20 protein-coding genes are annotated in these 24,306 nt (G+C 63.8%); 12 read left to right on the top strand and 8 right to left on the bottom strand.

Features of this window, described 5'->3' with window-relative positions; translation table 11 throughout:
* Positions 1-53: 53 nt before the first annotated feature.
* The 3 genes from PI87_RS11085 to PI87_RS11095 all read left to right on the top strand — a co-directional run bounded on the left by PI87_RS11085 (position 54) and on the right by PI87_RS11095 (position 2,320).
* A complete protein-coding gene (locus PI87_RS11085) occupies positions 54-548 on the top strand; it encodes a hypothetical protein (RefSeq protein WP_039597754.1) in 495 nt (164 codons plus the stop codon).
* A gap of 109 nt (positions 549-657) precedes the next feature.
* The gene (locus tag PI87_RS11090; RefSeq protein WP_039597755.1) at positions 658-1,164 is read left to right on the top strand and encodes a hypothetical protein; all 507 of its coding nucleotides are present in this window, start codon (positions 658-660) and stop codon (positions 1,162-1,164) included.
* Between the two features lie 127 nt (positions 1,165-1,291).
* Positions 1,292-2,320 carry an MBL fold metallo-hydrolase gene (locus PI87_RS11095; RefSeq protein ID WP_039597756.1) on the top strand — a complete coding sequence of 343 codons (1,029 nt, stop codon included), beginning with the start codon at positions 1,292-1,294 and terminating at the stop codon, positions 2,318-2,320.
* Positions 2,321-2,324: 4 nt separating this feature from the next.
* Here PI87_RS11095 and PI87_RS11100 read toward each other — a convergent pair whose 3' ends face one another.
* Genes PI87_RS11100 through PI87_RS11110 form a run of 3 tightly spaced genes read right to left on the bottom strand, consistent with a single transcriptional unit; the run spans position 2,325 to position 8,679 of the window.
* A complete protein-coding gene (locus PI87_RS11100) occupies positions 2,325-3,602 on the bottom strand; it encodes a branched-chain amino acid ABC transporter substrate-binding protein (protein WP_039597757.1) in 1,278 nt (425 codons plus the stop codon).
* A 41-nt stretch (positions 3,603-3,643) separates the two neighbouring features.
* Positions 3,644-6,961, bottom strand: a complete 3,318-nt coding sequence (locus PI87_RS11105; RefSeq protein ID WP_039597758.1) for an acetyl-CoA carboxylase family protein — start codon at positions 6,959-6,961, stop codon at positions 3,644-3,646.
* A gap of 14 nt (positions 6,962-6,975) precedes the next feature.
* Positions 6,976-8,679, bottom strand: coding sequence for an AMP-binding protein (locus PI87_RS11110; protein ID WP_039597759.1), 1,704 nt, complete (start codon positions 8,677-8,679; stop codon positions 6,976-6,978).
* Between the two features lie 201 nt (positions 8,680-8,880).
* Between PI87_RS11110 and PI87_RS11115 the strand changes: the two genes are divergently transcribed.
* Positions 8,881-9,582 (top strand): TetR/AcrR family transcriptional regulator, encoded by a 702-nt coding sequence (locus PI87_RS11115; protein WP_039597910.1) that lies wholly within the window; start codon positions 8,881-8,883, stop codon positions 9,580-9,582.
* Here PI87_RS11115 and PI87_RS11120 read toward each other — a convergent pair.
* The gene (locus PI87_RS11120; protein WP_039597760.1) at positions 9,566-10,381 is read right to left on the bottom strand and encodes an MBL fold metallo-hydrolase; all 816 of its coding nucleotides are present in this window, start codon (positions 10,379-10,381) and stop codon (positions 9,566-9,568) included. The two genes, PI87_RS11115 and PI87_RS11120, sit on opposite strands and share 17 nt — an antisense overlap.
* A gap of 247 nt (positions 10,382-10,628) precedes the next feature.
* Here PI87_RS11120 and PI87_RS11125 point away from each other — a divergent pair, with 247 nt between their 5' ends.
* A complete protein-coding gene (locus PI87_RS11125; protein ID WP_039597761.1) occupies positions 10,629-12,116 on the top strand; it encodes a DEAD/DEAH box helicase in 1,488 nt (495 codons plus the stop codon).
* Between the two features lie 51 nt (positions 12,117-12,167).
* On the opposite strand, the gene gluQRS is transcribed toward PI87_RS11125, so the two are convergent.
* Both gluQRS and PI87_RS11135 read right to left on the bottom strand, forming a co-directional pair.
* Entirely contained in the window at positions 12,168-13,112 is a 945-nt protein-coding gene (gene gluQRS / locus PI87_RS11130; RefSeq protein WP_039597762.1) for a tRNA glutamyl-Q(34) synthetase GluQRS, read from the bottom strand.
* 67 nt (positions 13,113-13,179) lie between these two features.
* Positions 13,180-14,082 (bottom strand): LysR family transcriptional regulator, encoded by a 903-nt coding sequence (locus PI87_RS11135; RefSeq protein WP_039597763.1) that lies wholly within the window; start codon positions 14,080-14,082, stop codon positions 13,180-13,182.
* Positions 14,083-14,189: 107 nt separating this feature from the next.
* Here PI87_RS11135 and PI87_RS11140 point away from each other — a divergent pair, with 107 nt between their 5' ends.
* Positions 14,190-14,888: a pirin family protein gene (locus PI87_RS11140; RefSeq protein WP_039597764.1), complete on the top strand. Its 699-nt coding sequence runs from the start codon at positions 14,190-14,192 to the stop codon at positions 14,886-14,888.
* A gap of 79 nt (positions 14,889-14,967) precedes the next feature.
* Positions 14,968-15,540, top strand: a complete 573-nt coding sequence (locus tag PI87_RS11145; protein WP_039597765.1) for a flavodoxin family protein — start codon at positions 14,968-14,970, stop codon at positions 15,538-15,540.
* A 64-nt stretch (positions 15,541-15,604) separates the two neighbouring features.
* On the opposite strand, the gene PI87_RS29830 is transcribed toward PI87_RS11145, so the two are convergent.
* Together PI87_RS29830 and PI87_RS11150 are read right to left on the bottom strand one after the other, a co-directional pair.
* A complete protein-coding gene (locus PI87_RS29830; protein ID WP_269746643.1) occupies positions 15,605-15,730 on the bottom strand; it encodes a hypothetical protein in 126 nt (41 codons plus the stop codon).
* The gene (locus PI87_RS11150) at positions 15,727-16,575 is read right to left on the bottom strand and encodes a sulfurtransferase (protein ID WP_039597766.1); all 849 of its coding nucleotides are present in this window, start codon (positions 16,573-16,575) and stop codon (positions 15,727-15,729) included. Before PI87_RS11150 ends, PI87_RS29830 begins: the two co-directional genes overlap by 4 nt.
* A gap of 150 nt (positions 16,576-16,725) precedes the next feature.
* On the opposite strand from PI87_RS11150, the gene dnaE reads away from it, so the two are divergent.
* The 5 genes from dnaE to PI87_RS11175 all read left to right on the top strand — a co-directional run bounded on the left by dnaE (position 16,726) and on the right by PI87_RS11175 (position 24,297).
* Entirely contained in the window at positions 16,726-20,253 is a 3,528-nt protein-coding gene (gene dnaE, locus PI87_RS11155; protein ID WP_039597767.1) for a DNA polymerase III subunit alpha, read from the top strand.
* An 84-nt stretch (positions 20,254-20,337) separates the two neighbouring features.
* Complete coding sequence (locus tag PI87_RS11160; RefSeq protein ID WP_039597768.1) at positions 20,338-21,405, top strand: glycosyltransferase family 4 protein; 1,068 nt, start codon at positions 20,338-20,340, stop codon at positions 21,403-21,405.
* A complete protein-coding gene (locus PI87_RS11165; RefSeq protein WP_039597769.1) occupies positions 21,402-22,682 on the top strand; it encodes an O-antigen ligase family protein in 1,281 nt (426 codons plus the stop codon). Before PI87_RS11160 ends, PI87_RS11165 begins: the two co-directional genes overlap by 4 nt.
* Positions 22,683-22,694: 12 nt before the next feature.
* Positions 22,695-23,468: a glycosyltransferase family 2 protein gene (locus PI87_RS11170; protein WP_039597770.1), complete on the top strand. Its 774-nt coding sequence runs from the start codon at positions 22,695-22,697 to the stop codon at positions 23,466-23,468.
* Positions 23,455-24,297, top strand: a complete 843-nt coding sequence (locus PI87_RS11175) for a glycosyltransferase family 2 protein (protein ID WP_039597771.1) — start codon at positions 23,455-23,457, stop codon at positions 24,295-24,297. Before PI87_RS11170 ends, PI87_RS11175 begins: the two co-directional genes overlap by 14 nt.
* The last annotated feature ends 9 nt before the right edge of the window (positions 24,298-24,306 follow it).

Here is a 24,306-nt window from a genome sequence, read left to right on the forward strand (position 1 = left end):
TTTGCGCCGCATTCTTAAGACGGTTTCAACCGTCAGTTCTAGTGAGGCAATAAATGAGCACACGTAAAGTCGTATCTCTTGCAGTTGCACTCGCACTTGCCACCGTAGCAGCCACACCCGCATTTGCCGTGACCGTAACGCGCGCTGACAACCAGCCGATGAACCCGAGCGGCGAGCCGTTCTCGGTCACCGGCGTGACCAACCTCTCAAAAGGATCGACCAACGCGCAGTGCCAAGCCACGTTCAACGGCACCATCACGTCCGCTGGCATCGTCAACATCACGTCGACGACCTTCTCGGGCGGTACGCTATGCGGTTTCATCAGCGGCGTGACTCCGTGGACGGGGCAGGCCGATAGCACGACACAGCTGACGATCAACAATGCCGCCGTCAACGTGTTCCTGCTGGGAAGCTGCGGCCCGAGCGCGGTGAGGACGCTCTGGGACAACGACGCGTCTTCGTTGACGTTCTCCAACGCATCGATGGCACCGGACTGTACGGTGGGCGGTACCGTCTACTCGTCGCCTAAGTTCAAGGTGGCGCCGTAAGCACGGTACCTGGTTGACCTGCGGATGCGCAGCCGCGGTTGATCAGCATGAGACAAAGGCCCGGCATGTCGGGCCTTTTCCTTTTCATTCTTCTCGATTTCTCAAGACCATGAACAACATGCGAATGGTTGTAGCGACAGCGCTCGCGTTGAGTCTGTCGATGGTGGGTGCGGCGCCGGCTGCAGCGGTGACGGTGACCCGTGCGGATGGTATGCCCATGCTTCCGACGGGTGAGCCCTTCAGTGCATTGGGATCTGTTTCCTTCTACAAAGGCTCGGTTTCGATGCAGTGCTTTGCCACGATCGTTGGTACGGTGAGGTCAACCGGATTCGTTGAGATTACCGCGGCGAGGTATGACGGGGCGGGTCCGTGCTCCCTACTGAATGGCACGGCGAGCAACATGCAACCTTGGACGGGGCAGTTCGATAGTCCGGTTCAGGTGAGCATCAACAACATGGCTGTCTCGGTCATGCTGTTGGGCTCGTGTGGTCCAAACAAGGTGATCTGGTCATGGAACAACTCTTCGTCATCGATGACCTCCATGAGTGCGGTGCTATTCCCGGACTGCACCACCTGGGGGACGCTGCAGCTGTCGCCGAGGTTTGTCGTTCAGTAGCATGCCGCGTTTCGAGATGGAGCAATACCCCTGTCGCCAATAGCGACAACGCATGTGCGCTAGAGGTGGCATGATCCGGCTTCCGCCGCTGCAACGGGGCAGCGGTTTTCCCCCAAGGAGCCAAGACATGCGTTTGCTCGCCGCGCCTGCTGTTCAACGGATTACGTGTGCCATCACGCTGGCCGTGTCCATCGGATTCGCCCACGCCCAGACCTCGGCGCCTGCTGCAACGTCAGCAGTACCTGCAACCACTGTCACGCAACAACGCGCTCAAGTGCCCGGCTACTACCGCATGGCCCTGGGCGATGACGTTGTCACCGCACTCTATGACGGCTACGTCGATCTGCCGGCCAAGACGTTGGTGGGCATGAGCGCGCAATCGGTGCAGAGCCTGCTGGCGCGGATGTTCGTGTCGAACACGCCGGGTATGCAGACGGCGGTGAATGGCTACCTGATCGATACGGGCAGCCAGCGCATCCTGGTCGATACGGGTTCAGGCACGTGCTTCGGCCCGACCATGGGCGGACTGGTCGGCAACGTGCGCGCATCGGGCTACCAGCCCGAGCAGATCGACGCCGTGCTGCTGACCCACCTCCACCCGGATCACGCATGCGGCCTGCTGACACCGCAAGGGCAACCGGCCTTCCCGAATGCGCAGGTGTATGTGGCCGCGCCGGAAGCCGACTTCTGGCTGAGTGAGGCGATCGCCGCCGCCAAGCCGAAAGACATGCAGCCGTTCTTCAAGATGGCGCGGGATTCTGTGGCGCCGTATGTGACGGCTGGCAAGCTCAAACAGTTCAAACCGGGTGATGAGGTGGTGCCGGGCGTGCGCTCGGTGGCCGCCCACGGCCATACGCCGGGACACAGTGGTTACCTGTTTGCCTCCAAGGGGAAAAGCCTGCTCGTGTGGGGCGACATCGTGCACAGCCACGCCGTGCAGTTCCAGCACCCGGAAGTCGCCTTCGAATACGACGTCGACCAGAAGCAGGCCGTTGCCTCGCGCCGCAAGCTGTTTGCTGAAGCAGCGCAGGACAAGCTCTGGGTGGCCGGCGCGCATTTGCCGTTCCCGGGCCTGGGCCATGTGCGCAAAGATGGGAAGTCCTTTGCGTGGGTGCCCATTGAGTACGGCCCGTTGCGCACCGACCGCGCGGACTGATCCGTCAAATGCCTGCCGGCCGCCTCATCTTGCAGGTGGTCGGCAGATCCAGGTCTTTGGCGGCCGTGGTGCTCTCGGTCTTGTGGCCCCACTGGGTGCCGTCGTAGCCGACCTTGACGGTCTTGCCGTCCACCGGCGCAATCGTCGACACCACCTGCGGCAGCAATAACTGGTGGTCGCTCTTGCGCATCGTCACCTCGCCCAGAAAGCTCTGCTTCTGCATACCCTCCAGCGCCAGCGCAATCTTGAGCGGGTCGGTGGAGTTGGCCTTGCGGATGGCGTCGGTCACGAGCTCGACGGAGAGCACGGTGCGCGGCGCGAAGTGCTCGCCGGCCGGCGTCTGGCGCACGCGTGCATCCATCTGCATCAGTTGTGCGTTGCCGTTGCCGGGCGTCCATTCCGATACCCACGTTACCTTGCCGATCTTGGCCTGCGATACTGCCAGCACCGTGCCTGGCGCGCCCGCGCCGCTGTGGTTCAAGTACCGCACGTCGTAGCCCATGTCGCCATCGGCTTTGATGAGCAGATTCAGGTCTTGCCCCCAGTTGCCGGTGAGCAGCGTGTCTGCGCCAGTCGCCTTGGCTTTCGATGCGTAGGGCGCGAAGTCCTTCACCTTGCCGATCGGGTGCAGGGTCTCTCCCGTGAACTGCACGTCGGGTCGTGCGGCAGAGATCATCTGTTTGCCCAGTGATGCCCACAGCCGGCCGTGCGCGTAGTCCTGGTTGAGCGAGTAGACCTTGCGGATATCGGGCTGTGTCTTCACGAAGTTGGCCAGCGCGCGCATCTTCATGGCCGTGTTGGCTTCGGTGGCGAAATGCCAGAAGCTGCAGTGCGCGCCGGTCAGGTCGGGGTCGATCGACGCGTAGTTGATGATGAGTACGCGCTTGTCCGGGTTGCGCTCGTTGTGCTTGGTCGCCGCGTCCACCATGGCTGCCACCACGGATGAGCCCGACCCGCCGGTGAAGACGATCTTCGCACCGGCATCGATGGCGCTTTGCAGTGCCGACAGACTGTCCTGCGCAGACAGCTTGTTGTCGTACGTCGTCAGTTCGTAACGCGCGCCGTTCAGCACGCCTTGCGGCTGTGCGTTGGCGTCGTCAATGCCGAGCTTCAGGTTGGCCAGGAACTGCTCGCCCACATTTGATAGCGGTCCGCTCAACTGATCAATGAATGCGACCTTGATCGGTGCCGGGTCTGCAGCGTGGGCCGGTGGTGCACAAAGCCACATGGTCGCGCAGGCCAATGCAGACAGCGAGCTGGCAAAGCGGGTCGATGCGGGCATGTCTCCTCCTTGTGTGGGTTTTCGTGTTCTCGTTCTCTCGCCTACCAGGTATCGATGAAGCGGCGCGTGGCCGGATCGCGCGCGTGTCGCGGCGTGGCCGGCGGCGCCGATTGCAGCCCGCGCAGCAGCCAGCGGCGCGTGTCTGCCGGGTCGATCACGGCGTCGATCTCCAGATAGCTGGCGATGTTGAGTGCGCGGCCCTCCTCGTAGGCGGCATCAACCATCTTGCGGAACATGGCCTCGCGTTCTGCGGGGTCTGCCACGGCTTCCAGTTCCTTGCGGTAACCGAGGCGGATGGCGCCTTCGATGCCCATGCCGCCGAATTCGCCGCTCGGCCACGATGCCGTGAAGAACGGTGCATGAAAACCGCCCGCTGCCATCGCCATCGCACCCAGACCATAGCCCTTGCGTAGCACGACGGTAAAGAACGGTACGCGCAGGTTGCCCGCCGTCACGAACATGCGGCTGACGTGGCGCACGGTGGCCGTCTTCTCCGCTTCGGGGCCGACCATGAAGCCCGGTGTGTCGCACAGCGAGACGATGGGCAGGTCAAACGCGTTGCACAACTGCATGAAGCGCGACGCCTTGTCGGCTGCGGCCGAATCGATGGCGCCCCCCAGATGGCGCGGGTTGTTGGCGATGCAGCCGAAAGCGCGGCCCTCAATGCGGATCAGCGCAGTGATGATGCCGACGCCGAACGCCTGACGCAGCTCCAGTACCGAGCCGGTGTCGGCCAGCGCTTCGATCACGGCGCGCATGTCATAGCTGCGCATGCGGTTTTCGGGAATGACGTGGCGCAGGTGGCGTACGTCGCCGGCTTCCCATTGGGTGAGCGGCCCCTGGAAATAGCTCAGGTAGCGGCGCGCGGCGTCCACGGCTTCCGCTTCGTCCTCGACCAACACGTCGATCACGCCGTTGGGCGCCTGCATGCTGACGGGGCCCACCTCTTCGGGCGCGTACACGCCCAGGCCGCCGCCTTCGATCATGGCCGGGCCGCCCATGCCGATGGTCGCGTCACGCGTGGCGATGATCACGTCCGCACAACCGAGCAGCGCGGCGTTGCCTGCAAAACAGCGGCCCGACACGATGCCGACGGTTGGCACCAGCCCCGACAGGCGTGCGAAGTGGATGAAGGTCGGGCAGTCAAGGCCGCTGACGCCCCGTTTTTCGGTGTCGCCCGGTCGGCCGCCACCGCCCTCGGCAAACAGTACGACAGGCAGTTTCCATTGCTGCGCCAGCTCCAGCGCACGGTCGGTCTTCTTGTGGTTGAAAGTGCCTTGTGTGCCGGCCAGCACGGTGTAGTCGTAGGCGAGCACCATGCAGCGCGCGTCCTGATCTGGGAAGTGCGCGCCGTTGACGGTGCCGATGCCGGTGATGATGCCGTCTGCCGGCGTCGAACGGATCAGGTCGTCGAGCGCGCGCCGCTGGCGTTGCGCGGCAATGGCTAGCGCGCCGTACTCGATGAACGAATCAGCGTCGCACAGGTGGTCGATGTTTTCACGCGCAGTGCGCTGGCCGGTCTTGCGGCGTCGTGCGACGGCATCGGGACGGTTGGTGTCGAGGCCGAAGGCGTGGCGGTCGATCACGGCCTGCAGGTCGGGGCGGATGTGGTCGAGGTCGATTTCGGCGTCGGCGGCATCGGCTTGATGTTCTGCATTGCGCAGGCGCAGGGCCACCAGCGGCTGGCCTTCGCGTACGGTGGCGCCGGGCTGTGCGCACGCCTGCAGCACTTGCCCGGATGTCGGCGCGAGCACCACGTGCTCCATCTTCATCGCCTCGATCACGGCCAGCACCTGCCCGCGCGCGACTGTTTCGCCGGGTTGGGCGTTGATCTGGATGAGCGCGCCGTCCATGGGGGCGGTCAGCAGTTCGGCATCGTCGGGCAACGCGTCGATGAGCGCCCCGATCGGTGAAGCTTCGCCACTCGCGGCCGAATCTGTCGACGCGTGGAGCGTGCGGTGCGCGCCGTCGCTGGCGCTCACCAGCTCGGCCAAGCGCTGGTCGAGAAACTGCGTGTGCACGGCGTTGGCTTGCACCTCGGCATCGGTTAGCAAGTCCTGCAGCAGGCGCTTGTTGGTCGCCAGTCCTTCGATACGGAACTCGCACAGCGCGCGGTACGTCTGCGCCAGCGCTTGCGCATAGGTGCCGCGCGGCGCGTGCACGATCAGCTTGGCCAGCAGCGAATCGAAGCGTGGGTTGGGGCGGTAGCCCGCGTAGCCGCAGGTGTCGACACGTACGCCGGGGCCGTTGGGCGGCTCGAACGCGGTGAGCGTGCCGGTGGAGGGATGCGGTTGTCCGGATGCATCGAGCGTTTCCGCATTGATGCGCACTTGGATTGCATGACCGCGCGGCGTGATCGGCTCGGCAAGCCCCAGCTCTGCCAGTGATGCCCTCCGCGCCAGCGCCAACTGCGTCACCACCAGATCGACGCCGGTCACCATCTCGGTGACGGTGTGCTCGACCTGCACGCGCGGGTTGGCTTCCATGAAGTAGAACGTGGCGTGCGGTGTGCCGGCGCTCTCCACCAGAAATTCGAATGTGCCGATGCCGCAGTAGCCTGATGCTTTGGCAAGTGCGACGGCGGCGTCGGCAATGCGTGCGCGCAGGGTGCCGTCCAGCGCGGGGCTGGGGGCGATCTCGATCAGCTTCTGGTGACGGCGTTGCAGGCTGCATTCGCGCTCGCCGAGGTGCGCGACGTTGCCCTGCGCGTCGGCGATGATCTGGATTTCGATATGGCGCGGCGCGGGCACCAGCGCTTCGACGTAGACATCGCCGCTGCCGAATGCCGCGGTCGCTTCCGACACGCAACGCGCGTAAGCCTCAGGAATCGCCAGTGCGTCGTGCACCGCGCGCATGCCGCGTCCGCCGCCGCCGGCCACCGCCTTGATCATCATGCCGTGCGAGGGCGGCAGCGCAGCGAAGAAGGCCTGCGCATCTTCCAGAGACGTCGCACCGCGCGTGCCGTTGACGATCTGGATGCCGGCTTCATGGGCAAGCGCACGAGCACGGGCCTTGTCGCCGAAGAGGTCGAGCACGTGCGGTGCCGGCCCGATGAACTGCACGCCAGCCTGTGCGCACGCGCGCGCGAACGCGGCGTTCTCGCTCAGGAAGCCGTAGCCAGGGTGGATGGCATCGGCGCCCACGGCGCGCGCGGCGGCAAGGATGGCGTCACCGTCGAGATAGGCGCGTGGGCCGGTGCCAGGCAACGGCACGGCTTCATCGGCGCGCAGCGGGTGCAGCGCATCGCGGTCATCTTCGGAATAGATGGCGACGGAAGGCAAGCCCACCGAGGCGGCCGCGCGGGCAATGCGAATGGCGATCTCGCCGCGATTGGCGATCAGCAGTTTGCGAAACGTCATGGAGCAAGTGTGGGTTAGAGCTGTTCTGCGAGCGGTGCGAGATCCTGCTTGCGCACCTTGCCGGTGGCGGTGAGCGGCAGCGCATCAACGATGCGCACGATGGGCACCTTGTAGACGGCCATGTTTTCGCGGCACCAGCTGGTGAGCATGGCGTCGTCCAGTGTGCCGACGGCCTCGGGGCGCAGCATCACGAAGGCCACGGGAAGTTGGCCGCGTTGTTCATCGGCACGCCCCACCACGGCAGAACCAAGGATAGCGGGGTGTTTGCCGAGCATGGCTTCGATTTCGGCCGGGAATACGCTCATGCCGTTGACCTTGAGCATCTCCTTGCGGCGGCCGAGGTAGTGGATATAACCGTGCTCGTCGATGCAGCCGATGTCGCCAGTGTGGAACCAGCCGTTGCGCAGCGTTTGCGCGGTGGTCTCGGGCTTGTTCCAGTAGCCCTTGAGCAGGGTGGGCGTGCGCACGCACAGCTCGCCTTCGGCGCCGATGGGCAGCAGCGCGTGCGTGTCGAAATCGCAGATCTTGAAATCAGTGCCCGGCACCGGCAGGCCCACGAAGATCGGCTGCGAACGCAGGTCGAAATCGTCCGTCTGCATGCCGACCGTGAAGCTGTTGCAGGTTTGCGTTTCCGTCATGCCCCAGGCGCTCTCGGCCATCATCGAGCCCGTCAGTTCGCGCCATGCGCGGCGGTATTCGGGGTTCAGCTTCTTCACGAACGACGATACGCCCGTGTGCCGCAGCGAGCGCAGGTTGTATTCGTGCACACGCGGGTGCGCCATCACCTCGGCCGCGCTGTCGACCAGCATCGAGCCGTTGGTCACGCGGTAGTGCTGCACGCCAGCCATGAATGCCTCGGCATCCCAGCGCGCGAGCAGCACCAGCGGCACGCCCAGGAAGGCGGGGAAGATCAACCCGGTGTTCTCGCCCGCAATCCAGAACTGCGGGTAGAAGCTGAGCATGACGGTGTCTGCATCCGCCCGCAGCGATACGGCCGAGAACGCGGCAGCCATGTCCACCATGTCGCCCTGGGTGTGAATGCAGCCTTTGGGCAGGCCAGTCGTGCCACCGGTGTAGTTGAGTGCGGCAATGGCGTCGAGCGAAGCGGGCGGCAGGCTGATCGGCGAGGTCTTTGCCAATGCCGGCAGCAGATCGATCGCATCGTCGCAAGCCAGCGGCGGCTCTGTGAGCATCGCCGGGAGCGGCAACGTCGGCTGTGCGGGGAGCACGTCTGCGTAACGCGTGACGAAGACGGATTTCAGTGACGTTTCGGCCTGCACCTCGCGCACCAGCGGCATCAGTCGGTCCAGCGTGACGATGGCGCGCGGCGTCGCATCGGTGAGCGCATGCATCAACTCGGCGCGCTGCGACAGCGGGCTGATCGGCACATACACGGCACCCAGCTTGAGAATGCCGAAGAACACCGCATTGAATTGCGGACAGTTCGACAGAAACACCGCAATCCGGTCGCCTGCGCCGATCCCCTGCTGCGCGAGCAGGGCGGCAAAGCGGTCGGACAGGTCATCCAACTGCGCAAACGTCGTGTCGTGCCCGTAGAAATGGACGGCTGGCTTGTCTGGCGTGGTGCGCGCCCAGTGGCGCAGGTATTCGGTGAGGGGCGCGCGCCCGATCGGGTAGTGAGGCTCGCGGGGGGTATCGACCGGCCATGCGCGCGCCCAAAGCGCGCGAACGCGGCCGAGATACTCGGACTCGTCCATCGCCAAAGCTTGTCTCCGTTGGGTTGTGCAGTGCGTGCGCAAAGTGGCGCCGCGCTATCTATACTTAGGGGTAATTTTTTATACCAACGGGTAAGAATATAGAAAGCGCCACTTGATGCGTCAAGCATTCCAACGGCGTGATGCCGCCCAGATGTGTAGACGCCACGGCGAATCCAAAGGCGGCATGCGAGAATGCGCACCATGTCCATCGTCCGCAAATCTGCCGTTTCTGACGTGCAACTGCCTGCTGAAACCGAGGCTCCCGAAGCCCCTGCGCCCGTCACGCGTCCGCATATCGCCGAGCGGCAAGAGGCTCGCCGCCGGCAGATTCTCGATACTGCCGCACAGCTCTTCTTCACCAAAGGCTATGCAGGCATGACGATGAGTGATTTGTGCAGCGCATTGGGCGTGACCAAGCCGGCGGTGTACTACTACTTCACCGACAAGTACGAGATTTTCGACATTCTGTGCCGCGAGGCCGCGCAGATCTGCCTGTCGGCCATCCGCGAGACTGCCGATCCAGCGTTGCCTGTGCGGGAGCGCCTGCAGGCCTGCCTGCTGGAAATGGCGCGCCGCTGCATCGATTGCCACTACGCCGCCGCCCTAACGTACCGTGACCGCCAATACCTGCGCCCCGAAACGGTGGAATGGCTGCACGGCATGTCGCGTGGCTACTACCGCGATCTCTACGCGCTGCTGGACGAAGGCAAGCGCGCCGGCGTCTTCGACTTCGGCGATGCACGCGTCGCGGCGCACGCGATGGGCGGCGTGATGGGCTTCATGTACACGTGGCACGATCCGTCGCGTATCGATGCCGGTGTGCTGGCGCACGAACTGTCGAGCGCCATGATGAAGATCATCCTGCCGGCAGCCCCCAGCCCGGCGGCTACACCCGCGTCTTGAGCGTCGCGGCCGCCGGTGTCTTGGGCATGGCGGGCAGGCGGAAGATCTCCGGTGTCATCAGGTCGATGCCGCAGTCGAGCGTTTCCACCCAATCAATGAAGCGGTTGACCATGGCCTTCCCGCGGAAAGCCTGGCCGTGCTGCGGCACGATCCACTCGATATCCAACCCGCGAACCATCTGCGCCCACAGGCGGCACACCCGGTTGCCGCTCATGTAGCGGCGGTGGAAGGGCGCCATCAGCGGCAGGTGCGCATCGAAGTCCTCCACCGGTTTGGCGGCTACGTTGGCGTGCACCATCGATGCCCCCAGGTCCCCCGAAAACAGAATGCGCGATTCCGGATCGTAGAACTGGAAGTTGCCCTCCGAGTGCAAAAAGTGCGCCGGCACCGCCAGCAGGTGCGATTGCCCTAGCGGAATCGCCATGCCCGTATCCGGAATCGGCACGATGCGGCCCTCGGTCTTGCCCACATTGCAGAAGTGCGGCAAGAAGCGCTCCCACACGCGCGAGATCAGGATGTCGCAGCTCGAACTCGTGAGCCATCGCCCGGCCGAGGCGACGATGTCCGGGTCCGCATGCGAGGCCAGCACGTAGTCGAGTTGTTTGGGCGGAAAGTACTTGTTCATCGCCAGGTAGAGCGCGTTGTACGTCATCTGGCCGCCCGGATCGATCAGCGCGCCGTGGCCGTGATCGACGATGAGGAACTGGTTGGTTTGCACCGGCAGGTCGTCGTGATCGTCCACCAGATCGGAGAACATCAGGCAGACATGCTCGGGCGTTTCATAAAGCGTGGTCACCATGGAGGGGGAGGGGCGCAGGTTGGGATGCCCGATGGTCGCGCAGCGTAGGCCGGGGCCTATTGATCCGTGTCAAGGCAGGTGTGGTGCCGGCGCTGGCTCTGGCATGCCGTTCATCCGTCCTGTGACGTCCCTCACGTGATAAACTTTTGATTTTTAACGCTTTGCGCGAGCCGCTTGCGGTCCTTTTTTGGGTTTCCCGCCTGAGTCTGTCGCGCCGCCATGCCAACCGGCATGCCGCATCTCCCCTATGAACACTGCGACAACGTCTGAAGCACCGGCCAACGATTCGGTGACATTCGACAGCTTCGGCCTGCACCCCGACATCCTGCGTGCACTGACCGAAAGCGGCTATACCAAGCCCACGCCCATCCAGGCCGCCGCCATTCCGGTGGTGACCGCTGGCCGCGACGTCATGGGCGCCGCGCAAACGGGCACCGGCAAGACCGCCGGCTTCTCGCTGCCGATCATCCAGAACCTGCTGCCTGACGCGAACACCAGTGCGTCGCCGGCACGCCACCCGGTGCGAGCGCTGATCCTCACGCCCACGCGGGAGCTGGCTGACCAGGTGTACGACAACGTCGCCAAGTACGCGAAATACACGGCGCTGCGCAGCGCGGTCGTGTTCGGCGGCGTTGATATGAACCCGCAGACCGAGCAACTGCGTCGTGGCGTGGAAATCCTCGTGGCTACGCCGGGTCGTCTGCTCGACCATGTGCAGCAGCGCAGCGTGAACCTCTCGCAGGTGCGCATGCTGGTGCTGGACGAAGCTGACCGCATGCTCGACATGGGCTTCCTGCCCGATCTGCAGCGCATCATCAACCTGCTGCCGGCGCATCGCCAGACGCTGTTGTTCTCGGCCACGTTCTCGCCTGAGATCAAGAAGCTGGCCTCCAGCTACTTGCGCCATCCGCAGACGATTGAAGTGGCACGCAGCAACGCCACGGCTGAGAACGTCCGCCAGGTCATCTACACGGTGCCGGACAACCACAAGCAAGCCGCGCTCGTGCACCTGCTGCGCCAGCGTGCTGACCAAGGTCTGCCGCGCCAGTGCATCGTGTTCTCGAACAGCAAGATCGGCTGCTCGCGGCTGTCGCGCGCGCTGGAACGCGAAGGCATCAACGCCAACGCCATTCACGGCGACAAGACGCAGACCGAACGCATGCAGACGCTCGAAGCCTTCAAGCAAGGCACCGTCGATGTGCTGGTCGCCACGGACGTGGCCGCACGCGGCCTCGACATCTCGCAGATGCCGTGCGTGATCAACTTCGACCTGCCGTTCAACGCAGAAGACTACGTGCACCGCATTGGCCGCACGGGCCGCGCTGGAGCTTCCGGTGATGCGCTGTCGCTGTTCGCCCCGGGCGACGAGCGTTTCCTGGCTGATATCGAAAAGCTGATCAAGCGCAGCCTGCCGCGCGAGCAACTGACCGACTTCGACCCGACCGGCGAGCAGGCCCGCGACCGTGAGCGTCGTGAGCGCGATGAAAAGCGTGCCCGCAGCGAAGTGCGCCGCGCCCGCGAGCGCGATGAGCGCAACGGTGCCCGCGTGCTGGATCACACGATCGTGCGCCCGGCGTTCCGCCCGTCGGACGACCCGTTCTTCAATCGTCCGTACGAATCGGCGGTGCCTGCGGAGTCGGCAGAAGCTGCCAAACCGGCGCAACCGGCCGGTCACCCGCGCAGCGCCAAGCGCCCAATCGCAGCACTCCTCGGTGGCGTGCCGCGCAAGCGCTAAGCCAGTCTGTTGAAAACGGCTGCCGTGTTCACAACACTCGTGCCGCCGGGGTCACGCAGTTGCCAATCGTGCAAGGCGATTGGCCCAGGCCGGGACGGCGTCTCGGTAAAACCCCTCGATATCTCCCGCCCGAATCTCCAGCCCCAGATGCCGCGCCGCTTCCGTCAGCGCGGCCAGCGGCTGGTTGCGGTTGATCGCGCGCGCGCCGGTCTGCTTGCTGAGCTTTTCGCCATCAGCGTTGACCACCACCGGCACGTGCATATAGCGCACGGGCGGTAATCCAAGCAGTTGTTGCAGATAGGCCTGGCGGGGCGTCGAGTCGAGCAGGTCGGCCCCACGCACCACATCGGTAATACCTTGTGCCGCATCGTCCGCGACGACCGCAATCTGATACGCCCACATGCCGTCAGCACGCTTGAGTACGAAGTCGCCCACGGCTTCGGCCAGGTTCTGGCACTGCGTGCCTTGCCAGCGGTCGTTGAAGCAGATCGTGGCAGCATCGGCCTCTGGCACACGCACACGCCAGGCACGCGGCTGGCGCCCATTCAAGCCATTGCGGCAGGTGCCCGGGTAGATCAGCGTCTGATGCCGTAGGCGCCCGTTCGCATCGATGGTGGTGACGGAATCGGCAATTTCGCGGCGCGTGCAGCCGCACGGGTAGAGCCGGTCGACGGCCTGCAGTTGTGCCAGCGCGGTTTCAAAGCGGTGCAGGTGTGCGCTCTGCCATTGCGGCGCCTCATCAGGCGCCAGGCCAAGCGTTTCGAGTGCAGCGAGGATGTCGCGATCGGCGCCAGGCACGTTGCGCTGGAAGTCGATGTCTTCAATGCGCACCAGCCATGTGCCGCCGTGCACGCGCGCGTCAAGCCAGCTTGCCAGCGCCGTGACCAGCGAGCCGATGTGCAGCGGCCCCGTAGGCGAGGGCGCGAAGCGGCCACGGTACGTGCCGCGCGCCGGCGCAGCGGAAGTGTCGGGAAAATCGAGATTGGCTTGGGACAACGCAAAGCTCCGGGCGCGGATGTCGCTATTTTGCGCGATTTTGCCTCGTTACCTCGGCTTGTTGCCGCTACTGCATCAGCAGCGCCTGGGCCAGGCGTGGGTCTTCCAGCTTCTCGACCCACCACTGCAGCGCCTTGCCGCGCATGTTGTTGCGCCACGCCACCTGGAATGTGCCGAGGCGGCGGTCTTCGGTGGTTTCCTTGGCGATCAGCACGCCGGAATCCAGATACGGTTGCGCCAGCGGCACTGGCAGCCAACCGCAGCCCAGTCCGCGGATCTGCGCCTGGATCTTGTCGTCCATGGTCGGCACCACCAGCGTGTCCTGGCCAGCCATGACGCCAATGGTGCGTGCAGGCAGATTGCGTGACGTATCGCCCACGGCAACGATGCGATGGCGCGCGATGGCGGTAGCCGGTATCGGCTCCTGCATTTGCGCGAGCGGGTGGTGCGTCGCCACCGCAAAGGCAAATGGAATGGTGCCGAGCGTGCGTGTTTGCACACCCTGCACCGGCGCGGTGTGCGCGGGGCCGAGTATCAGATCAGCGCGGCCGGAGAGCAGCGCATCCCACGTGCCGCCCAGAACCTCGCGGCTGAAGCGCAGGCGGGTGGCGGTGTTCTCGGCGTAGAAGTCCTGGATCACGGGCAGTAGTGCGCGGAAGTAGACCAGGTTGTCCAGCACGATGGTCAGCGTGGCTTCCCAGCCGGTGGCCAGGCGTTTGACGCGGCGGGCCAGGTCGTCGGCGGCCTGCAGCAGGTGGCGGCCTTCGTCGAGCAGCGCGCGGCCGGCGGGCGTCAGTTCTGCGCGGTGGCGGCGGCGGTCGAACAACAGCACATCCAAGTCGTCTTCCAGCTTGCGCACCACATAGGTCAGCGCAGACGGCACCTTGCCCAACTCGTGGGCGGCGGCGGCAAAGCTGCCCTTGCGTTCAATCGCGTCCAACACTTCCAGGGATTCCAGTGACAACGCCATATTCAGATTTTTTGATGAAATGAGTCAAAGCCGTATGGCTCGTACTATAGCCAATCTGCGTACCATTCACACATCAACGCAGTGATTTGGATAGGAGATTCATCAAAATGATTGAAATCCGCCCCTCTCAAGACCGCGGTTACGCAGACCACGGCTGGCTGAAGTCGTATCACAGCTTCTCGTTTGCCGATTACATGGACCCGGAGCACGTGCATTTCGGGCCGTTGCGCGTCATCAATGAAGACCGCGTCGCCGCCGGCATGGGCTTTGGTACCCATGGCCACCGCGACATGGAAATCATCAGCTACGTGCTCGACGGCGAGCTGGCGCACAAGGACAGCATGGGCAACGGCAGCGTACTGCGCCCCGGCGACGTGCAACGCATGACGGCTGGGACTGGCGTGCGCCACTCCGAGTTCAACCATGCGCAGGACCAGACCACGCACTTTTTGCAGATCTGGGTGTTGCCCGAGCAGCAGAACCTCACGCCCGGCTACGAAGAGCGTCACTTCGATGCAGCGGCCAAGCGCGGCAAGCTCGCCCTGATCGCCAGTGCAGATGGCCGTAACGACTCGGTGAAGGTGCATCAGGACATGGCGCTGTATGCCGGCAGGTTCGACGGCGCCGAGGCCGCTACGCTGCCCATCGCCGATGGCCGTCGCGCCTACGTGCATGTCGTGCGCGGCAAGGTCGCCGTCAACGGCAAGCCCCTGTCGGGCGGCGATGCAGCCAAGCTGACGCAAGAGGGCGCGGTGACGCTTTCCGGCGGTGAAGACAGCGAAGTGCTGGTGTTCGATCTTCCGTAATGTTTGCGGCGCACGCTTTGTGCGCCGTTTCTCTTTTTCGTTGTTTCCCTGCTGTTACCCCAACCTCGAGAGGACTCCCATGGCACGAGTTGCAGTCGTTTATCACAGCGGTTATGGCCACACCAAGAAACAAGCCGAGGCAGTCTTTGCCGGCGTGCAGGCGGCTGGTGCCGAGGCACACCTGGTCTCGGTGGCCGACGTCAATGACGATACCTGGGCACTGCTGGCCGGCGTTGACGCCATCGTCTTCGGCGCGCCGACCTACATGGGTGGCGTTTCGGGCGACTTCAAAAAATTTGCAGATGCCTCGTCCAAGGCGTGGTTCACCGGTGCATGGAAGGACAAGGTGGCCGCGGGCTTTACCAACTCCGCCTCTATCAACGGTGACAAGTACGCGTCGATCCAGTACCTGTGGACGCTATCGCAGCAGCACGGGATGATCTGGGTGGGCACGGGCATGATGCCGGCCAACAGCAAGGCCGCCACCCGCAACGACATCAACTACATGGGCGGCTTTGGCGGCGCGCTGTCGCAAGCCCCGTCGGACGCCAGCCCGGAAGAAGGTCCGCTGCCTGGCGACCTGGAAACCGCCAAGCTGTTCGGCGAGCGGGTTGTCGCGGTGACCAAGCAGTTCGTGCGCGGCCGCCAGTAAGCAGGCCGATCGCCCAAAGAAAAACGCCGGCATGCCCGGCGTTTTTTGTTGACTGTGGCGTGGCTCAGAACTGCGTGCCGGTTCCGCAGAACATGCCGCGGTTCGAGCCGCCCGCGCAGCTCGTCGAACAGCCGCCCAATGCCGCAAGGCACAGCGTCATGGCGAGGAGGGCAGCGGCGAGGCGTTTCATGCAGCGGCCTGGGTTTGGTGCTCGGCGCAATGCGGGCAGCGCTGGCCGGGGATGTAGTTGGGCGATTGTTGTTCTTCGGGCGTCACCACGGCGCGGCAGGCAAAGCACTGCTTCGGACCGGCCGGCAGCAACTTCGGGTTGAGTGCTGTGCGGTGGTCGAAGACAAAGCAGTCGCCATCGTAGTGGTCGCCGCCGACTTCCTCGAAGTACTTCAGGATGCCGCCTTCGAGCTGATACACGCGCTCAACGCCGACTTCCTGCATGTGGATCGCCGCCTTCTCGCAGCGGATGCCGCCGGTGCAGAACGACACCACCGTCTTGCCGGCAAAGTCATCCTTGTGCGCAGCAATCGCGGGCGGGAATTCCGTGAACTTCTTGAGGTTGTATTCGACGACGTTCTTGAAGGTGCCGACCGCCACTTCATAGTCATTGCGCGTGTCGAGCATTACCACGGGGCGGCCTTCGTCGTCGTGGCCCTGGTCGAGCCAGCGCTTGAGATCCGGCGGCGCGACCGACGGCGCGCGGCCGTCTTCCGGGCGGATCAGCGGGTAGCGCATGGTGATGATTTCTTTCTTCATGCGCACCAGCAGGCGGCGGAACGGCTGGTGATCGGACAGGCTTTCCTTCGGGGCCAGATCGGCAAAGCGCGGATCAGCGCGCAGCCAGCCGATGATGCCGTCAATGGCCTCGCGCGAGCCAGCCAGGAAGATGTTGATGCCCTCAGGCGCCAGCAGCACGGTGCCCTTGAGTTCGCGTGCCTGGCATTCGGCCAGCAGCGCCGGACGCAGGGTTTCGCGGTCATCAAGGGTGATGAATTTGTAAGCGGAAATATTGACGATCTGCATGTGCTGCCGCGCCGTTTTTGAGGCGCCTGGATAACCCGTTGATTCGTAAGCCGAAATTATAGCGGCCCAAGCATCGGTGCGGGGTTGCTGAGGGTCAATCTGACGCGCGGCAAATGCTTTACGGAAGGTGGCACCCGTTACAATACGCGGATGAATTCGCCGCGCTTCGTCCACCTCCGTCTCCATTCCGAATACTCCGTCGTCGATGGCAATGTCCGTCTGGACGATGCCGTCAAGGCAGCCGCCAAAGATGGCATGGGCGCCCTGGCGCTGACCGACCTTGCCAACGCCTTCGGCCTGGTGCGCTTCTATAAGGAAGCGCGCGGCAAGGGCGTCAAGCCCATCGTCGGCGCCGACGTGTGGATCACCAATCACGATGAGCGCGACAAACCGGCACGTCTGTTGTTGCTGGTGCGTAACAAGCAGGGTTACCTGAACCTGTGCCAGTTGCTGGCGCGAGCGTGGCTGACCAACCAGCATCGCGGCCGCGCGGAAATCGCCCCTGAATGGTTCGACGAGCCCGGCGTAGAGGATGCGCCGCTTGCTACGGGGCTGCTGGCGCTGTCTGGCGGCATGGCGGGCGATGTCGGCATGGCGCTGGCCAACGGTAACGAAGCGCTGGCGCGCAAGCTGGCGACGAACTGGTCGCGCGTGTTTGAGGGCGCGTTCTACATCGAACTGCAGCGCGCCGGTCACGCCGGCACCGAGGCCTACATCCAGCAGGCTGTGAATCTGGCCGCGGCGATGCACCTGCCGGTGGTTGCCACGCATCCGGTGCAGTTCATGACACCGGACGATTTCACGGCGCACGAGGCGCGCACGTGCATTTCGGAAGGCGAGCTGCTCGCCAACCCGCGTCGCACCAAACGCTTCACGACGGATCAATACTTCAAGACACAGGACGAGATGTGCGCGCTGTTTGCCGACATCCCGTCTGCGCTGGCCAACGCGGTGCAGATCGCGCAGCGCTGCAACCTCACGCTGGAACTGGGCAAGCCCAAGCTGCCGCTGTTCCCGACGCCCGACGGCATGTCGCTGGACGACTATCTTGTCCAGCTCGCCAAGGAGGGTCTCGAGAAACGCATGGAAGTGCTGTTCCCCGACGAGGCCGTGCGCGAATCCAAGCGCGCCGAGTACTACGCCCGCCTGGAATTCGAGACCGGCACCATCATCAAGATGGGCTTCCCGGGCTACTTCCTGATCGTGGCGGACTTCATCAACTGGGCCAAGAACAACGGCGTGCCGGTGGGGCCGGGCCGGGGGTCGGGTGCGGGCTCGCTGGTGGCGTATGCGCTGGGCATTACCGATCTGGACCCGCTCAAGTACAACCTGCTGTTCGAGCGTTTCCTGAATCCGGAACGGGTGTCGATGCCCGACTTCGACATCGACTTCTGCCAGCACGGCCGCGACCGCGTCATCCAGTACGTGAAAGAGAAGTACGGCAAGGACGCCGTCTCGCAGATCGCCACCTTCGGCACCATGGCCGCCAAGGCTGCGGTGCGCGACGTGGGCCGCGTGCTCGACCTCGGCTACAACTTTGTCGACGGCGTGGCCAAGCTGATCCCGTTCAAGCCGGGCAAGCTCGTCACGCTGGAAGAAGCCAAGAAGGAAGAGCCGCTGCTGGCCGAGCGCGAGGCGAACGAAGAAGAGGTCAAGCAGCTGCTGGAGCTTGCGCAGCGCGTGGAAGGCATGACGCGTAACGTCGGCATGCACGCGGGCGGTGTGCTGATCGCCCCGGGCAAGTTGACCGACTTCTGCCCGCTCTACACGCAAGGCGGGGAAGATGCTGGTGTCGTCAGCCAGTACGACAAGGACGACGTGGAAGCCGTCGGCCTGGTCAAGTTCGACTTCTTGGGCCTGACCACGCTCACCATTCTCGACTGGGCCGAGCGCTACATCCGCATGCTCGATCCGTCCAAGGCGGACTGGAACTGCAGCCATATTCCGCTGACCGACAAACCGGCGTTCGACATCCTGAAGGCGGCCAACACCGTCGCTGTGTTCCAGCTGGAAAGCCGCGGCATGCAAGGCATGCTGAAGGACGCCAAGCCTGACCGCTTTGAAGACATCATCGCCCTGGTGGCGCTGTATCGCCCAGGTCCGATGGACCTGATCCCCAGCTTCTGCGCCCGTAAGCACGGCCGCGAGAAGGTGGAGTACCCCGACCCGCGCGTCGAGCCGGTGCTCAAGGAGACCTACGGCATCATGGTCTACCAGGAGCAGGTGATGCAGATGGCGCAGATCGTGGGCGGCTACTCGCTCGGCGGTGCGGACTTGCTGCGCCGTGCGATGGGTAAGAAGAAGGCCGAAGAGATGGCCGAGCACCGCGAGCTGTTCCGCGGCGGTGCGGCCAAGGACGGGCTCTCCACCGAAAAGGCCGACGAGATCTTCGACCTGATGGAGAAGTTCGCGGGCTACGGCTTCAACAAGTCGCACGCGGCCGCGTATGCACTGCTGGCGTACTACACCGCGTGGCTGAAGGCGCATCACCCGGCCGAATTCATGGCGGCCAACATGTCGCTCGCCATGGACGACACCGACAAGGTGAAGATTCTCTACGACGATGCAGTCGGCAAGAACGGCCTGAAGGTTCTGCCGCCGGACATCAACGCCAGCCTGTACCGCTTCACGCCGACGGATGCCAAGACCATCCGCTATGGTCTGGGCGGTGTAAAGGGCAGCGGGCAGGGGGCCATTGAAGACATCCTGCGCGCGCGGGAGGAGGGGCCGTTCAAGGACCTGTTCAACTTCTGCGAGCGCGTTGACCGCCGGCAGGTCAATCGCCGCACGATCGAAGCGCTGGTGCGAGCCGGCGCCTTCGACAGCCTGAACGCGAACCGCGCACAGTTGCTGGCCTCGATCGGGCTGGCGATGGAAGCGGCAGAACAGAAGGCGGCCGCTGCCAATCAGGTCTCGCTCTTCGACCTGATGAGCGGTGACGACGCCGAGCAGCATGGCCCGGAACTCGTCGATGAACCGGCCTGGACCACCAAGCGCAAGCTGCAGGAAGAAAAGCAGGCGCTGGGCTTCTACCTGTCGGGCCATCTCTTCGACGAGTGTCGCGACGAGGTGCGCCGTTTCGCGCGCACGACGCTCGCCGACCTCGCCCAGGAAGTGACCAACAAGGGCAACGGTGGTGGTGGGGGCGGCTATGGCAACCGCGACGCGCGCAACAAGACCGTGGCCGGCGTGATCGTCGGCCAGCGTACGCAGATGACCCAGCGCGGCAAGATGCTGATCATCATGCTCGACGACGGCTCTGCCAGCGAAGCCACCGAAGTGACGGTCTTCAACGAAGTCTTCGAAGCCAATCGCGCGCTGTTCAAGGAAGACGAAGTGCTGATCGTGCAAGGCAGTGCCCGCCACGACATGTTCACGGGCGGCGTGCGCGTGACGGCCGAATCGGTCATGGACATGACACAGGCGCGCGCCAAGTTTGCCCGTGCCATCCGGCTGTCAATGAACGGTAATTCGACGTCCGCCAAGTTGCGCGACTTGCTGACGCCGCTCGTGGCAACCGATGGCAACGGCCTGTCGGTGCGCATCAGCTATCTCGGCGAGCAGGCTCGCTGCGAGGCTGTGTTGGGCGATGCCTGGCGTATCGTGCCAAGCGAGGAGGCGATCGCAGCGTTGCGTCAGGCGCTGGATGCCGAGAACGTACTCACGATGTACGACTGATTCGAAGAGGGTGCCAGGGGGCGCCCTCGCCGGGCGAGGGCCCGGCGCCACAGCAGACTTCACACGATTACACCCTAAGCACCCATGAATGTCGGAATCTCGTGCAACGCGCTGGGTTACAGCGGCGGTAGCGAGCGCTATGCGATGGATCTGGTCCGCGGCCTGCATGAGCGCGCCATCCGTCCTGTGTTCTTTGCCAAAACGGTCGACAAGGCGCTCCCTGAGTACGCCCAGGTCAAGGCCATCGCACTGCCTACGCGCAAGCTGACGGGCAAGCTCAACGACCATGCCTTCGGCTGGTTGGTGCGTCATCTGGTCAAGCGCGAGCACGTCGACCTGATGATTGGATGTAATCGCACCGGGGCGTCGGATATCGCCATCTGCGGTGGTACGCATATCGGTTATCTCAAGAGCTTTCCCAAGGCGCCAGCCTTCTGGGATCGCCAGCAGATTGCGCTGGAGCGTCGCGACTACGTGCGCTCGCACGTGATCGTCGCGCACTCGAAGCTGATGGCGCAGGAGGTGCTCGACTACTACGACATCCCTGAAGCCAAGGTGAAGACGGTCTATCCCCCTGTGGACGAAGCCAAGTTCTCGCTGGTGGATGAAGTCGAGCGCCAGCGCCTGCGCGACGAACTGGGCTTTTCCAAGGACCGTGTCACGTTTGTGTTCCCCTCGTCGAGTCACAAACGCAAGGGGTATCCGCTGCTGGAGGCATTCTTCTCCAAGACGGATTTGCCGGTACAGCTAGTGGTGATTGGGCGGCCAGTGTCGTCATCCTCGCCGAACATCCGTTACCTTGGTTATCGCAAAGACGTCGAGAACGTCTACCGTGCGGCGGACTACACGATCCTCGCCTCGCACTATGAGCCGTTCGGGTTGATCGGGGTGGAGTCCGTGTTGTGCGGCACGCCGGCTGTGCTGGCGAGCAACATCGCCTGTACCGAGGTCATTTCCGACGAGGGTGCGCCGACTTTCAATGTGAGCGATCCGGCTACGCTTGCCCGCACCATCGAGGCGGCAGTGGCACGCGCGCAAGCCGGGCAGGCGCGCCTGGCGAACCCGCGCGAACATCTGCGCTATGACCCGGGCATCGGTGCCCATATCGATGCCTTGCTGGCCCTCGCACCTAGCGCCGGGGTACCCCGATGAACACGATGGTGCAACGCGGCCGGGCCGTCGTGTCTTGCGTCCCGGTGGTTTTGGCTGTGCTGGGGATATTCGTTCTGCCGGCGCTGATGCTGTCGATGCATAACGCGGCTTTCCTGGCGTTCCTGCTGCTGTTGGTGTCCGCACTTTGGTCGATGCTGGCGGGGTATTCGGAGTTGAAGGATCGGCTGCTTGCGATGTGGCGCGAGCACTGTTGGTTGATCCTCGCCATGGCGGCAATGCCGACGGCGATGCTGGTGAGTGCGTTGCTGAATCAAGCAGCCTCAGTGCACATACCTTTTGCCTACGGACGGCTATGGTTGTTCGGGTTTGTGTTGTTTGCACTGCTGCAGTTGCCATCGCGGCAATTGCAGCAGGTACAGTGGGGCAGTATTGTAGGCGCCCTCGGCTCCATGGTTTGGGCTTATCTGGATCTACGTATTGGTCGTTCCGATCATGTCGCGGCGTTCGCCAATCCTATCCCGTTTGGGAATCTATCTCTGCTACTTGGGTTGTTTTCGCTGATCTCGATCGGTTGGTCGTGGAGCGGTGGCAAAGCGCTGATCGCATTGCGTGTACTCGCTGGTATTGGTGGTGTGTACGCGTCGTATCTGTCACAGGCTCGCGGTGGCTGGGTTGCCATTCCGGTGCTGTTCTGCATTGCGGTGGCGACTTTACGGGATGTATCGCGATGGAAGCGTATGGGCGTGTTGGTTGGTCTTCTTATTCTGCTGACGGCGATCGCGGCGTCGTCTGGCATGGTTCGTGACCGTCTTGAGCAAGCGATGCAGGATGTTGACGCGTATCGGGCGGGGCAGGTCGATACTTCAATGGGTATCCGCTTCCAGTTATGGAAGGCCTCTGCATCGATGTTGGCGCAGCATCCGATTGCAGGGGTTGGCCCCGGCCAGTTCAAGTCGAATCTTGAGGCGCGATATCGCAAAGGTGAGATCACTGAGAGGGCTGCATCCGTGGAGCATGCCCACAACGAGTTTCTATACAATGGCGCCACGCTTGGCGTGCTGGGCATTGGCGCATTGCTGGCGCTGTATCTGGTGCCTGCCGCGTACTTCCTGCGCGCCGCGCTGTGCGATGACCGCGTCCTACGGACCACCGGGGCCATGGGCCTCACGTTGTGCGTCGGCTTCATCCTGTTTGGGCTGACCGAGGTGATGCTTATCATCGCGCAGACCGTGGTGTTCTACAGCGTGATGGTGGCCGTGTTCACCGCGCATATCCACCGGCGCCGCCAAGAGCTTGGCGCCAATCCTGTTCTCTGAGATCGTCTTCGCATGTCTGCATCCAATCGAGCCACGCTCGCCGTCATCATCGTCGCCAAGAATGAAGCCGCCGACATCGGCGATTGCATCCGCTCGGTGCGCGACTGGGCCGACGACGTCATCGTCTTCGATTCCGGCAGCACCGATGGCACGCAAGACATCTGCCGCGAGTTGGGCGCCCGTGTGTTCGAAACGGACTGGCCGGGCTACGGCGAGCAGTCCAACCGCGCACTGCGCGAGGCGCGCACCGACTGGGTCCTGTCGCTGGACGCCGACGAGCGCATCAGCCCCGAGCTGCGGGCCGAGATGATCGCCGTGCTCGAGTCCGGCAGCACGCATACGGTGTACTCCATGCCGCGCAGTTCGAGTTTCTGTGGTCGCTTCATGAAGCATTCGGGCTGGTGGCCGGATCGCATTCGCCGTTTCTTCAAGCGCGAGCAGGTGACCTTCTTCGATGCGCCGGTGCACTCGCACCTGGTGTTCCAAGGCACCGTCGGCGATTTTCGTGCGCCGATCATCCACTATTCGATTCCTGATCTGAAGGCCGCGCTCGACAAGGCCAACGACTACTCGACCGCCGGTGCAGCCGCAGCCTATGCCAAGGGCAAGCGCGCATCGCTGGGGAGTGCGATCGGTCACGGGCTGTGGGCGTTTATTCGGACCTACATCATCCAGCGCGGTTTCCTGGATGGCGCGGAAGGCTTCATGCTGGCTGTGTCCAACGCAGAGGGCACGTACTACCGCTACATCAAGCTGATGATGCTGCACCGTCATGGCAAGCGCTGATTGCCCGCGTCGCGTCGCTCTGATCGTCACGACATACAACCGACCGGACGCGCTTGCCCGCGTGCTGGCTGGTTGCGGCGCGCAGACCGACACAGCGTTTGATGTGATCGTCGCCGACGATGGCTCGCGCGACGAGACGCGTCTGGCGGTGGAGGCCGCTGCCAAGACGGCAACGTACCCGCTGCGCCATGTCTGGCACCCCGATGACGGCTTCCGCGCGGCTGAGATCCGCAATCGTGGTGTGCTGGCCACAGAGGCCGATTACCTTGTCTTTCTCGATGGCGACTGCGTGCCGCGCCCTGACTTTGTCGCCCGGCATCGTGCGCTGGCCGAGTCGGGGCGGTTGCTGTCCGGCAGCCGCATCCTGCTGAGTGAAGCGATGACGCGCGAGGTTGTCGCGCAGCAGACTGACATTCACCTGAAGGATCGCGGCTATTGGTTCAGCGCGTGGCGCGCCGGCCGCATCAACAAGTTCCTGCCGCTGCTGGTGCCGGGTCTGCCGGTGCCGCGCACGTTCAAGGACACCAGCCTGCGCGGCATCAAGAGCTGCAACCTGGGTGTGTGGCGCAGCGATTTTGAGCGCGTGAACGGTTTCGACCAGAGCTTCGTCGGCTGGGGTCATGAAGATGCCGATTTGGCTGTGCGCCTGTACAACGCCGGTGTGCGCCGCAAGCGCGGTTTCTGTGCCACCGAGGTCTTCCACCTGTGGCACCGCGAACAATCTCGCGAGCAGGAAAGCCCTAACTATCGTCGCATGATGGCGCGCCGCAATACGGATGTCATTCGCGCTGAGGCGGGGCTGGCAGAACTGCGCGGGCAAGGCGCCTGAGCCGGCGCC

Source organism: Ralstonia sp. A12 (assembly GCF_000801955.1).
GTDB lineage: Bacteria > Pseudomonadota > Gammaproteobacteria > Burkholderiales > Burkholderiaceae > Ralstonia.

Coding starts and splice junctions, on each gene's coding strand:
- PI87_RS11170 (WP_039597770.1), top strand. CDS start 22,695: ATGTCTGCATCCAATCGAGCCACGCTCGCCGTCATCATCGTCGCCAAG.
- PI87_RS11110 (WP_039597759.1), bottom strand. CDS start 8,679: ATGGACGAGTCCGAGTATCTCGGCCGCGTTCGCGCGCTTTGGGCGCGC.
- PI87_RS11105 (WP_039597758.1), bottom strand. CDS start 6,961: ATGACGTTTCGCAAACTGCTGATCGCCAATCGCGGCGAGATCGCCATT.
- PI87_RS11100 (WP_039597757.1), bottom strand. CDS start 3,602: ATGCCCGCATCGACCCGCTTTGCCAGCTCGCTGTCTGCATTGGCCTGC.
- PI87_RS11125 (WP_039597761.1), top strand. CDS start 10,629: ATGAACACTGCGACAACGTCTGAAGCACCGGCCAACGATTCGGTGACA.
- PI87_RS11090 (WP_039597755.1), top strand. CDS start 658: ATGAACAACATGCGAATGGTTGTAGCGACAGCGCTCGCGTTGAGTCTG.
- PI87_RS11175 (WP_039597771.1), top strand. CDS start 23,455: ATGGCAAGCGCTGATTGCCCGCGTCGCGTCGCTCTGATCGTCACGACA.
- PI87_RS11135 (WP_039597763.1), bottom strand. CDS start 14,082: ATGGCGTTGTCACTGGAATCCCTGGAAGTGTTGGACGCGATTGAACGC.
- PI87_RS11085 (WP_039597754.1), top strand. CDS start 54: ATGAGCACACGTAAAGTCGTATCTCTTGCAGTTGCACTCGCACTTGCC.
- PI87_RS11115 (WP_039597910.1), top strand. CDS start 8,881: ATGTCCATCGTCCGCAAATCTGCCGTTTCTGACGTGCAACTGCCTGCT.
- PI87_RS11140 (WP_039597764.1), top strand. CDS start 14,190: ATGATTGAAATCCGCCCCTCTCAAGACCGCGGTTACGCAGACCACGGC.
- PI87_RS11120 (WP_039597760.1), bottom strand. CDS start 10,381: ATGGTGACCACGCTTTATGAAACGCCCGAGCATGTCTGCCTGATGTTC.
- PI87_RS29830 (WP_269746643.1), bottom strand. CDS start 15,730: ATGAAACGCCTCGCCGCTGCCCTCCTCGCCATGACGCTGTGCCTTGCG.
- dnaE (WP_039597767.1), top strand. CDS start 16,726: ATGAATTCGCCGCGCTTCGTCCACCTCCGTCTCCATTCCGAATACTCC.
- PI87_RS11160 (WP_039597768.1), top strand. CDS start 20,338: ATGAATGTCGGAATCTCGTGCAACGCGCTGGGTTACAGCGGCGGTAGC.
- PI87_RS11165 (WP_039597769.1), top strand. CDS start 21,402: ATGAACACGATGGTGCAACGCGGCCGGGCCGTCGTGTCTTGCGTCCCG.
- PI87_RS11145 (WP_039597765.1), top strand. CDS start 14,968: ATGGCACGAGTTGCAGTCGTTTATCACAGCGGTTATGGCCACACCAAG.
- PI87_RS11150 (WP_039597766.1), bottom strand. CDS start 16,575: ATGCAGATCGTCAATATTTCCGCTTACAAATTCATCACCCTTGATGAC.
- PI87_RS11095 (WP_039597756.1), top strand. CDS start 1,292: ATGCGTTTGCTCGCCGCGCCTGCTGTTCAACGGATTACGTGTGCCATC.